Origin of the sequence: Paenibacillus sp. FSL R5-0378 (genome assembly GCF_038009285.1) — a bacterium.
GTDB classification, from domain to species: Bacteria; Bacillota; Bacilli; order Paenibacillales; family Paenibacillaceae; genus Paenibacillus_AQ; species Paenibacillus_AQ favisporus.
In genome coordinates this window covers 131775-147461 of sequence record NZ_JBBPAY010000002.1, presented here as the reverse complement: position 1 = coordinate 147461, position 15687 = coordinate 131775, and the positions used below count along the sequence as shown (strand labels likewise).

Here is a 15687-nt window from a genome sequence, read left to right as displayed (position 1 = left end):
CAAGAACTTGTACCAATAAAACAAAAAAGCCGCTAAAATAGCGACTTTCAATGGAACCATAATCTTGTCACTCGACATGTATTGGCGGCTGGCTCTTTTTTCTAAGCCTTGTATAATTGAATATGGTGACCGTTTATTCGCTGGACTGGACGCTTCTACTAGCTGTTATCTAAAACTGCGTCCATTGCGGATTGATTAGGTCTCCATTGCTCTTGAGCGTGAAATTTTACATTGCTGTACGTTTCTGGAAAATCACCCGAAGCAGGATAATGCTCGATCCATACTAGCTTCTTAGGGTCGATTTTGTGCAGCTTATAGATTTGAATTGCCAAGTGTTCTGCGTAGTTTGTAATGCACGTCCCGACTAAAATAAAAACGTATACCTTCAGGCGTAATCCGCATCACGTAATGCCACATGTGCCAGTCCTTTCCTCTCGGTTTTGATGTTCCTTTTCGGCGTAGCCGGCGGCCATTCAAGGAACCTGAAATTCTTCCCATCATACCGTACGTATTATTACATCCAGCATTGTATTTTCCATTGCTATCAACATCACAGAGTAACTCTGACCTTATAATATAGCAGGACTTCGACCACCTCTAACCCTAAACTACCCTGAGCTAATTGTTTCACATCTCTTTTTCATCGTCAGTTGTAAAATAGCTTTACTTACCTCATTTAACTCGCTTACATTTCCTAAACTCAAGAAACTTCGCACTCAGAAGAACTGCGGCTAAGCGAAAACCGCCCACTTCATGTATTTATTAAAAGACAATCCCTGATGCTTGACTTTGGTTGACACAGTACAACATAATTCCAATCGCATAGAATAATTACCCATTAATTTTGAAAAAATAAAACCAACAACAAACGAGGAGTGTGAGGGAAAATGTTGGGCTTATTGTTATTGTTGGGCGTTGCAGCCCTTATTGTTGGGGGAGTGCTGTCCATGATTATCATGCGCAAGCAACAGAACAAGGTGTATAACAAGGATGCAAGTGAAAATGTTTTAAATCATCCAATGCGATCCAATCCAATTATTATTCTTTACTGGTTAACACCTTTTGTGATGGTCGTCGGAGCATTTCTTTTGGGCATATATTACAATATGGTCAGGGGAGAATGAGCCAAGATGAATAAGAAAAAGTATTATATTTCTGTCCAGTCAAAAAGTATTTTCCAGCAGCAGGGAGAGGCTCCCTATGAGCTAGAAATTGAAGCAACAGAACAACAAGTTATTAAGTTGAGAAATCTATTTGATAAAATGGAGGAATGCGATATCGACTCAATGATTCGTACTCCTACACCCGGAATCCCATATCACCATGACCATCCAAATGACAGCTACGATTATTATCTGAAACAAATTTATCAAATGATATATGATCTTGGAACAATCGATACTCAACAACATGTTTCTTCCATAATGGATAGACTGGACACCATGGGGTAGATAAAGGTACTTCGTAAATGGCCATTTAGGTATAACCGCCTGGTGGCTTATTTACATTGATTTAACAAACAGGCAAGCATTAAAAGTCAGATTTGTCTGTACTATCATCACCCACACCTAAACCAGGTTGACCACACCGTTCGGTTCGAGCGCGTTTAACTATGATGTACATGTGTACCCACTCGATGATCGCTAACCAGACTTTTTTGCTTCTGCAAAATAGAAACTTTTCAGTCTTTTCCTTTAGTTTTTCAATTCGCTTACATCACAGTCACGTGCACTTTTATTCAAATAGCCATTTCATTTCTGTTCAACCGATGTCTTCTTCAGCTATCGCTTTAGTTTGGAGTGTCAGCGTATATTTCAATATTTATAATAGATTCATATTTCAGGCGGCGGCTTCCCCCCGTTCCCCCTCCTAATTATTTTGGCTAAATGAATGACATTTGCCCAAGATGCTGAATAGAGTGAAGTAAAACCTACATTTACGAAGGGAGATACACCAAGGATGTATTACTATACGTGGGACAACCAGGCTCCGGTTACATCCATCGCCGATCTGGAAAAAGCCATCAACGGCGAGTACGCCGCCGTCGCCTGTTACGAACGTCTGGAGGGTGCAGCGCCGAGCGAAGAGGAACGCACTCAGATCATGGAGATCCGTAAAGACGAAATCAGACGTTTGCAGGGCTGTACACGTCACTGACCGGAAGACAACCGGTACCAGTCATCAATGAGCCCTGCCCATCTGTCTACCGGGATGGCCTCCACTTTTCCTTCAGGGACGAACAGAACACGGTGTATAGGTATATATGTAAATAATTTCTGTTTTAGATTATATTTTATGTGATATTCATGACTCTAAAGGGCACTATCAAAATACGGTGGATTACAAATGAAACAGCCCATTCAGTTAAATCGGCTATTTTATACTCATTTTCCCAACGAGTTTGCTTGTGTATGGCTGGGAAATACCGAGTATTCTGGCCCACTCGCCTAAAAAACGATGGGATGTTTTCTCATGACCTCACTCAGGCGCTGCAAGGCCTCCTCTAGCTTACCTCTTGTACTATTCTTCTCTTGGATATCCAATGACGATTTCCAAAGTAACGGCACTTTTAGTCCAGCCTCCTGCGTCTAAGGGCCTTTTAATCCCCGGAGACAAGGTTCACAGATAAGCTGCCCTTTGAAATAATCGCTTCAATAGGATTAGCAAAAAAGACAACCGGATTTGAGTTTACGAATCACAGTTTGCCCTCAGGATCTTCAAAAAATTTAAGCGGATCCCCTTCATTAATCCCAAAAAGTATGCCGAATTTCCTTTGGAATTACAATTTCCAGTATTTCCATAGTGATTCCCCTTTACTTTTATATCAGCTTGCTAAAAGACAGATATATTTTTGGTCGGATCATCCTCCTTAGCCTTTCCAGGAACAAACCCCGCCAGCCTGAGCTTAAGTTAAATACGCTCTTCATAATAGAAGGTCTCCCCTTCCATAAACCAATTCGCCCAAACTTGTGTTGACGTAAAAAAAGGCGTCACTGATAAGTTTTTTGATTTTGGAATTATTTTAAGAAATTATGGGAATTAATGTTGTATGGTTTCTTCCTTTGTTGGATAAAAAACTGAAGCAGAAGAACAATTCTATTGACGAGGGGACTATATGGTTAATAAAACAGATATTGCGATCGGAATCATTCCCTCATTCTCCATTATTGCTTTAGCGGTAGGGTTAATGAACCATGTTATGGTCATTCCCTCCTTATTGCAAGAAGCAAAAAGAGACGCGTGGTTGAGTACACTTACTGTTATTTTACCATACACAATTTGGACGCTGCTTCTTTACTACATCATGAAGCAAACCAAACAGCAAAAGATTACGACTTGGCTTCGTGAAAATTACGGAACGGCAATAAGCGTCGCGTTTCGTGCCTTTTTCATTGCCTATCTTTTTTTGCTTATGGTTCTGACGGTAAAGGATACGATCATATGGACGCACGCCTCTTACTTGCCAAGAACACCGCAACTCGTTTTGTCTGCTTCACTAGTTCTCTTATGTTGTTTCGCTGCTCAAGCCGGATTACGTGCGATCGCCATTACATCGGGCATTTTACTGCCTTTCGTCATCGTATTTGGGGATTTCGTCATGAGTGTCAATCTCCCTAAAAAAAATTACTCCTTATTGACCCCAGTGATGGAACATGGAGTCGAACCGATCCTCAAAGGATGCATGTATGTTGGTGGGGGGCTTGTAGAGCTGATTATCATTCTGCTTTTTCAGCATCGAGTGAAAACGACTATTCGTCCTTGGTCGCTGTGTTTATTGGCCGTCTTCTTGGTCATTCTGGTGTTTGGACCTGTTACGGGAGCAATAGCCGAATTCGGACCCTTTGAAGCAGCCAAACTGCGGTACCCGGCTTATGAAGAATGGCGGCTCGTCCAGGTCGGGAAATACATCCGGCACGTGGATTTCTTATCCATTTACCAGTGGCTGTCGGGAGCCTTTGTGCGGATTTCCATGTCTCTCTTCCTTCTCGTCGAACTCTTGCCGGCCAATAAGCATAAGAACATCAGACATGTTTGGCTGACCATGCTCGGTATCGCTATGATTGTCCTTGTCGAATTACCCATCAACGATATGCAGTATGCCGGCTTCTTGAAGCATATCTATTTACCTTTGTCCTTAGGATTGGTTGTAGGCGTGTCATTGTTATTGTTTATCGCAGTACTCGTGAAAAATAGGAATGGGGTGAGTCGCAAATGAAATTTCGCCGGTTATGGAAAACCCTTCTGGATCATGGACCAACAAAGAGCACGCCCTCTGTAGAACCTCCTGTCGACGTGTCCCACGAACACCAATGGTCATCTGAAGAGCTTCATTCCTTATTTCATAACTGCGCGGATGTCAAGATGGATTCGTATGAATTTGGTGATACTGAATCTTCACAGTCAGTTCTCCTTATCTATTGCGAAGGTTTGGCGGATATTCAGCAAATCAACGAATACGTGCTTCCCCGATTGGAAAGCATGCTGAATCACTCAAAATCCGGCATGGGATTGGATAAAAAACTGGAATTAACCCCGATCGACCAGACTGATGACATCATCACTAGCGTATTTTCGGGAAAACTCCTTATTTATTTTTCTAAGCTGAATGCTGTGTACGGATTGGATATTGCTTCCCCCCCTCATCGCAGCCCTTCGGAATCCAATACGGAAATATCCATAAAAGGACCGAAGGATGGGTTCGTGGAGGAATTACCAACAAACGTGGCCTTGATACGGAAGCGCCTCCGCACCAATTCCCTTTGCTACGAACAATTTACCGTTGGAAAGAGGAGCAACAGCAAAGTCGCTTTGCTCTACATCGAAGACATCATTCAACCTGAAATTGTGAAAGAGGCCAAAAAACGGTTGAAGCATATTAACATGGATAATATCATGGGAAGCAGTCAATTGGAAAAAATCATCTCCGATTATTCCTTCACCCTGTTTCCTCTATTGGATTATTCCGGCCGTCCCGATTATGTGGCAGATTGTCTCGTCCACGGGCGATTCGCCGTCATTGTCGATGGAGCCCCAAATGCCATTATCGGACCGGCCAATTTGACGCTCCTGTTAAAATCGCCTGAAGATGCCTATTTTCCGTTTTATTATTCGGCATTAGGGATGATTTTGCGCTTATTTGGCCTGGTGACGTCTTTGCTTCTTCCTGGTTTTTGGATCGCACTCTCCTCCTACAATGTGGAACAAATCCCGTATCCGCTATTAGCTACGATCTCGATGTCAAGAATAGGACTGCCTATGCCAGGACCAATCGAGGCTATTTTAATGATTGCTATGTTCGAGTTATTCCGGGAAGCCGGCGAGAGGCTGCCTAAAGCGGTCGGCCAAACGGTAGCTGTCGTTGGGGGCATCGTGGTCGGGGATGCGGCGATCCGCGCCGGCCTTGCTTCTACGACGTTGCTGGTCGTATCCGCCGTCACCGCCGTTTCGAGTTTTACGCTGGTCAACCAATCGCTTGTTGGCTCGGTGAGCATCGTCCGGCTTTTTGTATTGATGTGTTCATCGGTGCTGGGGATGTATGGATTTATACTATCCACGATCGCGGTTATTTTATATCTTTCGCGTTTGGAATCCTTCGGCGTCCCCTATCTGGCCCCCTTATCCCCTATCACTTGGAAAGACTTTATTTCGGCAATCATCCGGAAACCATGGAATACAACAGATCGCCGACCTGAAATACTGCATACGCAAGACTCTACGAGGAAAGGTGATTCCTGATGTCCAAGGGGAAGAAACTGATGTCAATATGTTTGATGTTCCCTCTTCTTTTGACTGGTTGTTGGGATATTAAGGATGTACAAGACGTCAATTATTTAACGAGCATAGGCTTCGATTATGCTGATGATCAATACATCGTTTATGCGCAAATGCTGGACTTCACGGATGTTGCCAAAATGGAATCGGGAAAGCCTCTTCAACCCATTCCCGTCTGGGTCGGGAATGGCAAGGGCGATACTCCGATCAGCGCCGTCAATGAACTGTACCGCACTTCGCAGATGCGTAATTTTTATGGACAAATTATTTCGGTCGTTGTCAGTGATAACGTATTAAAAAAGGGCATTCACGATTTCGATGAACTTCAGCACCGATATTATGAAATGCGATACACGCCATGGATCTTTGCTACCAAAGAGCCTTTGGACAAGGTGTTTACGGTAACTCCCTTTTTTAATCTATCGCCGCTCATGTCATTACTTCAACAACCCCAGGAGAGTTACAGACAAGAATCCGATATCACCCCGATCACCTCCAGGGAATTCCAGTCTGATATACAGGAACCGGGAAAGGCAACCCTTCTGCCGTCACTGTCCATTTCGAATCGAAACTGGGAAAAAGGCGGCCAGCCCCACCCCATGCTGAAAATGGATGGATTATACGTTTTTCAAGATGGGAAATACCAGGGATGGCTTAGTGAGCAGAGCATTCCCGGACTTCGTTGGGTAGAGCCCCAAACCCAACGCAGTCCGCTGATCCTACGTAAAGACGGTAAACCCCAGGTGTCGTTATCCCTCGAAAATCCAAAAATCCAAGTCATTCCGAACGTCAAAGGAAAGGACGTTACCTACACCGTCGACATCATGCTTACCGGAAATGTTAGCGAGGTCATCCAACCGATGTCTGAACGGCTTATGGAGGAACAGGGCGCCGAACAAATCCGGAAAGAAATCCAACAAACGTTCGAAAAAGGGCTTGAGTTCCAATCCGATCTTTTGCAATTGGAACATACGCTGTATCGCAAGCAAAATAAAGAGTGGAAAAACATCTATGCCGAAAGGGACTTCAGGCTTACCAAGGAATCTCTTCAAAAGATTAGAGTTTCGCTTAAGCTGAATAATGCCGGGAAACTGAAAATCCCTTGAATCTCAATAGTGATTATACGAAGCCGGCCTATGTATTCGGAAGTCTTTCTAAAAATTCTGCAAAGTGGTTCCGTATTATCCGTTCATTATTCGATTTAACAACAATAAAGGAATTTGGCACCCCAACGATAATTCGCCGCCAAGTTAGTTTTTAGTATTTTTATTTTCTACTGCTTGCTTTGGTTGTTTAACAACAAGTTCCTCTCATCAAAGTCTTATTGACTTTTTCGTTGTTTAAAGATCCAGGTGCCGGCACAATTCTTGCAATGGCTGAATACGTTTAGGGATCCCAGTTGCTGATTAATTCCCCGTGATACAATATATTTTTCTTTTGTATGGCGGTATAAGCCAGCAATTTTAGACGGAACAATCTAATGCAAAGGCAAGTTCGGATAATCGATCACATTCAAAGCCAAAATATTTCATATGGAGCCGCTTCAAATCCTCCATTTTCTGGCGAAACGGTTTGTTTTAGGACCGACCGATAAAAATGTGATTTTTATTAAGCCCAAAATATCAATATCATTTTGTCGCAGACTTATTAAATCATAGGGTATGCTTCCTTTTTAAGCGGACCATAATGGTATTAAGAAAGGAAGTGTCGTCATGAGTAAAAAAGCAGAGCTGCTGGTGGAATCGATTTTAAAAACTGCGAAAGAAAAACGGCATGATAATGCGGAACCTTAATGCGCTGGTTTATTCGAAGTTCCCTCACCACAAAGTTATATGCATTGACATGAAAAGCCTTTGCCTTTATACATCCGTCGAAGCTGTGAACTGCGGTTTTGATCCACTGACTACTTTCCTTGTGATCATCGGGGATAAGACATAGACATGGAATGAAGTTCTCCTTCTACTTATTGTTAACGCTCAATGGGGCTTTACTTGGATAACTCCATGACGATCACAAGATGTTCAACAATTATGCTCCTTACCTTGTGTATCTTGTGTTTACCTGTGAAATGCAAAAAGAGATATCTTCAGACCGAAAGGCCCAACAGATATCCCTTCCCAATCTTTATTTTCCCTCGTTAATCGTCTTGACCACTTCAACTGGCAGCTTCGGCACACGATCGTACGTCAGTAATCCATTAATTTCCTGCTCTACATCGGTCAACTGCGTATAGCAATAACCTTGAATGATACTTGATTCGAGCAAGGGATGGATAACCGCTCGCAATCGTGCGGCAAAATCCTCATCATTTTCCGCACCGGAGTAGCCCCATCCTTCCCACTCGCTTTTCTTATATCCGACACCTCCGAATTCCGTCACAAGAATGGGTTGTCCAGCGTAGGGGAAGCCTTCGACGGTCAGCCTCCGTCCTGCTGGCATGTTATGTAACGTCTTCTCCACGGAGCTATAACGTTCCTCCAGCACCTCGCGGCGCCACTCATAATCGTGGATATTAAATAAATCCGTTAAAGTATATTCCCATCCGTCGTTGGAGACGACCGGACGCATCACATCCAGTGACTTCGTCAGGTGATACATCGTCAAAGCGTGATGCTGCTGAAACTTGTCGATCTGGATATTCGGAACGCCCCAGCTCTCATTAAGCGGAACCCAGGCGACGATGCAAGGATGATTGTAATCGCGCTCGATGGACTCCTGCCACTCATTCAAAAATCGGCGAACGTAAGCTTCATTATAGTTGTAAGCATTCGCCGCCTCGCTCCATACCAGCAAGCCGAGCTTGTCGCACCAAAACAGGAAACGCGGATCCTCCAACTTCTGATGCTTCCGGACCCCATTAAAACCCATAGCTTTCGTCAATTCGACGTCCCGCTTAATCCCATCATCACTCGGCGGGGTTAAAATGCCGTCCGGGAAATAGCCCTGATCGAGCACCAGCTTCTGAAAGTAGGGGCGATTATTCAAGCACAGCTTTCCGTTTTCGATAGACACCTTACGCATTCCAAAATAGCTCTTCGTCTCGTCGATAGCGGCATCAGCTTCCAGCAACGTGAAGCGTACGTCGTACAAATTTGGATTCTCCGGGAACCACCAACGTTCTTCGGCAGGCCTACTTGAATCCGCAAGCCGCACGATTCTCGTCTCTTCCGCTTTGTTCACCTGAATCACATCGCTGCATACTCTGTTTCCTTGATAAGAAATATCGATTTTTAAGCTCAATGTATCCTTCACTTCCGTCAAACCCTTGAAGAACATGCGGATCTCAATGTCGTTCCGATCGATATCCGGCGTCATTCTCACTTTTTCCAAATAGATTTGGCCGACCGCTTCTAGCCACACCGTCTGCCAGATGCCGGTCGTCCGGGTGTAGAAGATGGCTTCTGATTTTTCCAGCCAGTATTGCTTGCCCCGAGGTAAAGACAAATCTTGACTAAAGTCGACCGCTTTTACGACGATCGAGTTGCTTCCATTTAGCTTCAGTAGATTGGTAATGTCTGCGCTGAACGGCGTATGCCCGCCCTCGTGCTTGGCCGCAAGCTCACCGTTTACCCACACTGTTGCTTCATAATCGACCGCCCCGAAATGAAGGATCGTCTGTTTCCCTGCACTCATACTCGGCGTATCGAACGTCGTTCTGTACCAAACCGTATCATGAAAGGCAGGGTCTCCAATACCGCTCAACCGGCTTTGAAAGGCGAAAGGGACTTGAATGCGGCGCGACAACTTTTTCTCCCCAGTGTGCCATTTCTCCCGTTCGCCGGTCTTGCTGTCATCGAATTCGAATTCCCATTCGCCGTTCAGATTGATCCAATCTTGACGCTCGAACTGTGGACGAGGGTGTTCTTTCCGAAGTTGCTCTTTCATTTCAAAACCTCCCAATGATTAGTAGATAAATTATTCAAATAACATAATCGTTACCACATTCAAGTCAACATTTTTTTATTACGGCTAATTTAACGTCAATATCGAATTGTTTGATTAACTTGTAAGTTATATAATTTGATAATAACCGTTGTTATTCAAGTACAGCCCAGCAACGTATCGTATTTCGAATGCCTTACTTCGGGGACCCGATTGCGAATCATTGGATTGCTGAACGTTAGACTGATGAATATTAAAGAACTCGCCAGCGAATTAAGCCTATCCTCCCGAGATTACCACCAAGCATATCCATAAGCTAGAGGAGTCCGGCTTCCTGTTTGTGTTTATGCGGTCGCGATTGCAGAAAAAGAGAATGTGCCGTAAACGGATTCGGGCCCATGCGCTTTTAGACGAAGGCGGCCAACCCGTCGATGGACTATCGCAAATCCGAGGCCCGGGCCAAATTAATGCGCTGAGAGCCCGAGAGGCTCAGCATGGGGGAGGAGCCCCGGCGCCGTTGTTCTTTCTTGATCATGAGGCAACCTCCAATTTCACAAGATTGGACTCATTTTCTCATGGATTTCGGCAGTGTTACAGGTGGGTTAGGTTTGACGTTTACGGCAAGCGTGAAACCATCATCACCGCAACCCGGTGTAAATCTCTGCCAAGGTCACTTCGTCGGGGCTGCATTCAGCAGATAACAACCACCCAACCCTTCCTTGGTCGTCACGTAGCCGCCTCTGCGCAGATGGCTCCATCACCTTGTACACCCGCGACGGGTGGGGGTTGACACTGCAAGCGATCTCCTCGCTCGTCGCCATGCTGTCCGGTTGGTAAGCCAAGAAAACCAAGCTATGAACTGCAATTGTAAATTCGCTGTTCACCCGCCACTAATCCTTCTTCCGTTGCGCTTACTGATATTTTATTTGTTACAGCTAGAAGTCAATCAGACCAGTAACTATAGGCCCATGCGCGATTGTATGGGCCTCTCCTAGATTATCCCTATTAAGGATAATGCTCATCCTCCATGAACCTTTCCCTCCCTATTGCATGGCTTGGTTAACCTCTTCGATTATTTTGTCGCCGCCAAGTTTCTTCCAGTTTTCTACAAAATTATCGAAATTATCAACTGATGTTTGACCATAGATTATTTTTACAAACGTTTCCAATTCTAGTTTATCGAGCGTCGATCCCTTCGAGACCATAGTGTCGGTCGGCGGGTATACCCATTCATTCATAAACATGGATTTGTTGTCGATATAATGCTGTATGACCTTCTGCGAGCTATTCGGACCGAAGATCCGCTCGAACCACCATTGTGATTTGTCGCCGCTGCGATATTTCTTGATCCCGTCAAAATAGCCTTTTTCTTCATTATTCAATTTGCTTGGATCATTAGCTTCGAGCGCAGCGACTACATTATGGTAAATATAAACGTTTTTGTTCGGTTTCAAAAGTTTTACAGGTGAAACATGAAAGCCTTGACCCGATGTACCCGTGTATTTCGCAACTTCTGTCTTGGCAGATTCGCCAAACATTTTCTCAACGGCAAAATTCAGCATTTTGATGAGAGCTTCAGGATGTTCATAACCCTTGCGAATCGCATATATGTTGCCAAAATTCATTCTGTTTTGAACCAGCGCAGGCTTGCCGTCCGCGGAAGGAATCGGATAAGGCTGCCAATCGGCGGTGCTGCCATCCTTGATCATGCCAGATACGGAAAATGGCGAAGTCATGTACCCGAAGAATAATCCCACTTTGTTTGACATGACTGTTTCACCGGCTTTGGCCACATCCTTCGTGCCGAACTCAGGATCGATATAACCGGCTTTGTACATCTCTTGAAGCTTGCTCAATACCGTTTTCATTTCAGGAAGAACGCTTCCGTAAACCATTTTGCCGGAGTTATCCTTGAACCAATGAGCAGGATAGACATGATAACCGTTTGCGAATCCGACAGGATTGAAATCTCCTCCGAAAAACAGATCCTTGTTCAACTGAAGGCCGTACGTATCGTTTTTCCCGTTCTTATCAGGATCCTGTTTCGTGAAGGCCTCTATCATGCTGATGACTTCATCCATGGTGGTCGGAGGATTCAGATTAAGATTCTTCATCCAATCTGTCCGGATCCACAGCATTGGAGATGTATCATAAGAACCGCCGTATTCGGTCAGGCCATAAAGCTTGCCGTCATTTTTCGTAGCAAGCAGTCCGTCCCCGCCCGATGAGTAAAACTCTTTCACCAGAGGAGAAGCATACTTTTCGTATACCTCACTGAGGTCCTCCAATTGGCCGGCTTCAAGCAGCTGTTTGAATTGGGGGCTGTTGACGAACAGCATGTCGGGCAAATTGCCCCCGGTAAGCGTAATGTTCATCTTGTCCCAGTAGTTCGCTCCGTCCACGACCCAGTCGTATTTGACCTTAATCCCCAGCTCGTCCGCAAAACCGCGAGTCCATACGTTATCATTCATCGTATCGCCTTCATTCAGAAACTCCGTATCCATCATAGTCGTGCGCATTGTAATCGGCGGTTCGTATTTGCCAAAAGGCCCGTCATTTCCCTGCGGCTCAGTGGAAGCGTTTCCCGAATTAGGCGAATTGTCGTTCTGCTTATTCGCGTATGAAGCTCCGTTGTTGCTGCATGCCGTTGTCACCGCAATCGCCAGCACGCATAAAGCTAAAAATGAGATCTGAATAAAGCGCTTCATTGTTTCGAATTCCCCCTTAGTTTATTGGTTACGGCTTCATTATAATTTCCGACGAGAGAGGCATGTAGTGGACGCTTTTTACTTTCAGTATCTTTTATTTACTACTCTTTTGCCGCACTCGTGCGATTGCGGAATTCCTGCGGCGTGCAGCCCGTGGCTTTCTTGAAAAATCGAAAGAAATAGTGCGGATCGGTAAAGCCGAGTTTCTCGGAAATCTCGTGTACCTTATAGCATGTCTTTTGCAGAAGCTCCTTGCTCTTCTCAATCTTCACTTCCTGGATATAATCGGATATCCCTTTTCCCGTGGTTTGCTTATACCATCTGGACAAGTAGGAAGGATTCAAGGATACTTCCCGGGCGATGCGGGACAATGACAAATCTGAATCCAGGTGATTTTGGATGAAATAGGCGATCCTTCCGATCAGATGAGACTCTTCCCGACTTAAGTACTCCCTTCGCCTATGTTGCATCCACTCGAAAATAACTTGATAGAATGCCAAGGTTTGTTCCCATGGCACCGAATTGTTGAACTCCAGGATGCGCGGCAGATCGGTCTGCGAGACCGCCTGATCCTTCAGACCCAACTCCTCCAAACAGGTGAGACAGGTTTCTGCAAAATAATGAAGGATTATCATTCGGTCGAAGGGATCGCTCGGCCCGTCCGGTGGAAACAATCCCCTAAATTTCTCGAAATGTTGTGGCCATTCCTTGCTACTTTCATCAAGCAGGGATTGCTTGATTTGACCCAGTAAATACTGTCCGGTCAGCCGGCTGTATTGGTCTGAACTTTCCTTCGGGTTATGTTCCTGTGAGCTCACGATTGATAGCCTTTCAACGCCCTTGGCTTGCCCGTTCAAGATTGCCAAACGCAGATTTTGCACCTCACGTTTTACCTCTGTAAAAGGGTGCATGAGCATACTTGCAGCCGCGGATAAAGGGGTCTCGAATAAATCCCTGCAAACCTGCTGCACCGTTTCCAGCATTCCGTGTGTGAATTTTGCCGTCTTCTCCGCGAGCTTTTGGGCGTTCTCGAATAAGGGGTCGGGACTTTGAACGAATCCGATTAGCGAAGAATGGTCATAAGCGACGAATTTGACATTGGTTTTGGCGCCGAGCAATTCTTCGGCGGCGTTGCCGATGGCAAACAGCATGAGATTTCGCTCTTGAGCCGTCTCATATTTCCCCCAGCTCTCAACGCTGAACAAGATGATCATGACGGCTTTGTCCGCCTTGAACGGAAGCTTCAGCGCTTCGAATTCGCTTTGCAAGCCGCGAGAAAGCTCAATGTCCGTGCGCCGGAGCAAATCGAGCAAGAGCTGGCACTGCAGCTGCGGCATCACTTTGGGAAGCTCAATCTGCAGCCACTCTTTCTGATGATAGACCGACAATTCATCTTTCACCATGGCGAGCGCTCGATTCACAGCTACTCCTATTTTTTCCATGCCTTCGGTTTTCAGGATATAATCCACAATGTAAGAGCTGCGCAGAGCTTTGTGCGCGTAATCAAATTCGTCGTGTCCGGTCAACAAAATCACTTTGCACCGCGGCCACCTGGCTTCAATATTGTCGAGCAGCTCCATTCCGTCCATCTCAGGCATGCAGATATCGCTGAGCACAACATCGATTTTCAATGAATCCAGCTGGGAGATCGCTTCAAGAGCAGAATAAGCTAGAACGATTTCCACATCCTGTAATGCCTTTTTGGTAAAATATTCGTTCAACCCGTTTACAATAATCGGCTCGTCGTCAACGATCAACATTCGATACATGGCGATCTATCCTTTCCGAGTGATAGGGATATGCGCAGCCACCTTCAATCCACCAAGCGGACTCCTCTCCAAACGCAGTCCGTATTCGTCGCCAAAATGGATGCGAAGGCGTTGATGGACGTTGAACAAACCGGTCGTCTCCCGATCCTTCCAAAGCGATGCAGGAACGGCCAGTCGGCTCTTTAATTCGGACAATTTCTCATCGGTAAGGCTTCGTCCATTATCTTCCACATCGATCACGAGAACGTTGCCATCCGTTCGATGCGTCATCCGCAGTATTCCTCCTGATCCCGTATGTTTGTGGCCATGCTCAAATACGTTTTCAAAGATTGGTTGGAGAATAATGCGAGGAACCAGAACGGAATCGAATTCCTTTGGCAATGGCTCGAACTCTGCTTTTATCCGGATCGAGAAGCGGGTTAGCTGAATTTGCAAATAGATTAGGGAATGCTCCATTTCTTGCTTCAGCGTCACTTCGCGTGCCGAATCCCTCGTGACAAAACGAAAATACTGTCCAAGGTAATCGGAAAAGACCTTGATGCCTTCCGTGTTCTCCAATTCCGCCATCTGCTTGATCGTAAACAGGCTGTTGTACAGAAAATGCGGTTTGATTTGAGATTGCAAATGCTTCAATTCCGCATCCTGGGTCCGTATCCTCTGTACATAATTATCTTCAATCAGGATGTGAAGACGATTAATCGTTTTGTTGAATTGGCTGTACAGATAGCCAAATTCATCCCCTCTTCTATGACTGATTTTTTGGGTCGTGTTTCCTTTTTCAAGCATTTTGAACCCTCTGATCAGCTTGACCAAAGGCATGTGAATCAAACGGTAAATCCAGAAGGAGAAGACGATTACAATTAAGCAAGAGGCAATGGAAAGGATCCACATCCATGCGGAGTATCGACGGATCGATTGATAAAGAACATCATTGGATACGAAGCTAACAATTTCAAATTGGAAGAATGAATCCCTCAAGGAATAATAATGTTCTTTTTCGGTAACCGTTCGAACAAGCTGCCTCGGAGAGCCTGTTTTCTCTTGTTCCTTCAGTGCGGACCATTTCTCCAGCATATCCCGGTCTGAAATGAACACATGATTGCCGCTTCCGAAGACTATAAACGCCCCGCTGATATTCTCCTCTTGCAGACTTCCAAGCTGCCTGTTCAGTTCCTCAATGGAGATCTGAATCGCCAATACGAAATTCGGCTCCGAGGAAGGGCCAATCATAATAGGGGAGACAGCAGAAAGGAATAGGTCCCCCTTATTTTCGGAAACAGCTCCCTTCAACTCTCCCCTGTTCTTAATGAGACCTTTCCATGCCTCGTCCGGATCGTCAGAAATATGATTCGCAGCGGAAACAACTTTTCCCAGCGATGGCAAGTAGTAGTAGACATCCTTGATATACGGGCTGCTGGATTTCATCTGCTCCAGCTTGATTAATATTCTGTTTAATCGTTGGCTGATATCATATTTGTTCATGATTGGAAGCAGCGCACTGAACTCGGAAAGGTCGTCATCCTGCGAAAATTGTCCCACCAGATCTTTCATACGGT

Annotated in this window: 10 protein-coding genes and 1 pseudogene; 6 read left to right on the top strand and 5 right to left on the bottom strand. The window is 45.2% G+C overall.

The annotated features are described in order from the left end of the window. The first annotated feature begins 887 nt into the window (after positions 1-887). The 6 genes from MKY74_RS34170 (at position 888) to MKY74_RS34145 (ending at position 6878) form a co-directional block, all read left to right on the top strand. Positions 888-1124, top strand: coding sequence for a hypothetical protein (locus MKY74_RS34170; protein WP_076176434.1), 237 nt, complete (start codon positions 888-890; stop codon positions 1122-1124). A gap of 6 nt (positions 1125-1130) precedes the next feature. Further along, positions 1131-1451, top strand: coding sequence for a hypothetical protein (locus MKY74_RS34165; protein WP_076176431.1), 321 nt, complete (start codon positions 1131-1133; stop codon positions 1449-1451). A gap of 508 nt (positions 1452-1959) precedes the next feature. Next, positions 1960-2157 carry a ferritin-like domain-containing protein gene (locus tag MKY74_RS34160; RefSeq protein ID WP_076176429.1) on the top strand — a complete coding sequence of 66 codons (198 nt, stop codon included), beginning with the start codon at positions 1960-1962 and terminating at the stop codon, positions 2155-2157. 958 nt (positions 2158-3115) lie between these two features. Next, positions 3116-4216 (top strand): GerAB/ArcD/ProY family transporter, encoded by a 1101-nt coding sequence (locus MKY74_RS34155; RefSeq protein ID WP_076176426.1) that lies wholly within the window; start codon positions 3116-3118, stop codon positions 4214-4216. Next, entirely contained in the window at positions 4213-5736 is a 1524-nt protein-coding gene (locus MKY74_RS34150; RefSeq protein WP_076177139.1) for a spore germination protein, read from the top strand. Before MKY74_RS34155 ends, MKY74_RS34150 begins: the two co-directional genes overlap by 4 nt. Next, on the top strand, positions 5736-6878 hold the full coding sequence (locus MKY74_RS34145) for a Ger(x)C family spore germination protein (protein ID WP_341014084.1): 1143 nt from the start codon (positions 5736-5738) through the stop codon (positions 6876-6878). The genes MKY74_RS34150 and MKY74_RS34145 overlap by 1 nt, the downstream gene beginning before the upstream one ends. Positions 6879-7896: 1018 nt before the next feature. Here MKY74_RS34145 and MKY74_RS34140 read toward each other — a convergent pair. The 5 genes and pseudogenes from MKY74_RS34140 to MKY74_RS34120 all read right to left on the bottom strand — a co-directional run bounded on the left by MKY74_RS34140 (position 7897) and on the right by MKY74_RS34120 (position 15682). Beyond that, positions 7897-9657 carry a glycoside hydrolase family 2 protein gene (locus MKY74_RS34140; protein ID WP_076175248.1) on the bottom strand — a complete coding sequence of 587 codons (1761 nt, stop codon included), beginning with the start codon at positions 9655-9657 and terminating at the stop codon, positions 7897-7899. A 650-nt stretch (positions 9658-10307) separates the two neighbouring features. Continuing rightward, positions 10308-10538, bottom strand: a pseudogene (locus tag MKY74_RS34135) (Rrf2 family transcriptional regulator); the annotation flags it as partial. A 159-nt stretch (positions 10539-10697) separates the two neighbouring features. Then, positions 10698-12362: an extracellular solute-binding protein gene (locus MKY74_RS34130; RefSeq protein ID WP_076175253.1), complete on the bottom strand. Its 1665-nt coding sequence runs from the start codon at positions 12360-12362 to the stop codon at positions 10698-10700. Between the two features lie 101 nt (positions 12363-12463). Beyond that, on the bottom strand, positions 12464-14131 hold the full coding sequence (locus MKY74_RS34125; protein ID WP_076175255.1) for a response regulator transcription factor: 1668 nt from the start codon (positions 14129-14131) through the stop codon (positions 12464-12466). Between the two features lie 6 nt (positions 14132-14137). Continuing rightward, positions 14138-15682 (bottom strand): sensor histidine kinase, encoded by a 1545-nt coding sequence (locus MKY74_RS34120; RefSeq protein WP_167372923.1) that lies wholly within the window; start codon positions 15680-15682, stop codon positions 14138-14140. Between the last annotated feature and the right edge of the window lie 5 nt (positions 15683-15687).

Excerpts from the sequence above, each read along its gene's own strand:
- MKY74_RS34170 (WP_076176434.1), top strand. The coding sequence starts at position 888 with ATGTTGGGCTTATTGTTATTGTTGGGCGTTGCAGCCCTTATTGTTGGG.
- MKY74_RS34165 (WP_076176431.1), top strand. The coding sequence starts at position 1,131 with ATGAATAAGAAAAAGTATTATATTTCTGTCCAGTCAAAAAGTATTTTC.
- MKY74_RS34160 (WP_076176429.1), top strand. The coding sequence starts at position 1,960 with ATGTATTACTATACGTGGGACAACCAGGCTCCGGTTACATCCATCGCC.
- MKY74_RS34155 (WP_076176426.1), top strand. The coding sequence starts at position 3,116 with ATGGTTAATAAAACAGATATTGCGATCGGAATCATTCCCTCATTCTCC.
- MKY74_RS34150 (WP_076177139.1), top strand. The coding sequence starts at position 4,213 with ATGAAATTTCGCCGGTTATGGAAAACCCTTCTGGATCATGGACCAACA.
- MKY74_RS34145 (WP_341014084.1), top strand. The coding sequence starts at position 5,736 with ATGTCCAAGGGGAAGAAACTGATGTCAATATGTTTGATGTTCCCTCTT.
- MKY74_RS34140 (WP_076175248.1), bottom strand. The coding sequence starts at position 9,657 with ATGAAAGAGCAACTTCGGAAAGAACACCCTCGTCCACAGTTCGAGCGT.
- MKY74_RS34130 (WP_076175253.1), bottom strand. The coding sequence starts at position 12,362 with ATGAAGCGCTTTATTCAGATCTCATTTTTAGCTTTATGCGTGCTGGCG.
- MKY74_RS34125 (WP_076175255.1), bottom strand. The coding sequence starts at position 14,131 with ATGTATCGAATGTTGATCGTTGACGACGAGCCGATTATTGTAAACGGG.
- MKY74_RS34120 (WP_167372923.1), bottom strand. The coding sequence starts at position 15,682 with ATGAAAGATCTGGTGGGACAATTTTCGCAGGATGACGACCTTTCCGAG.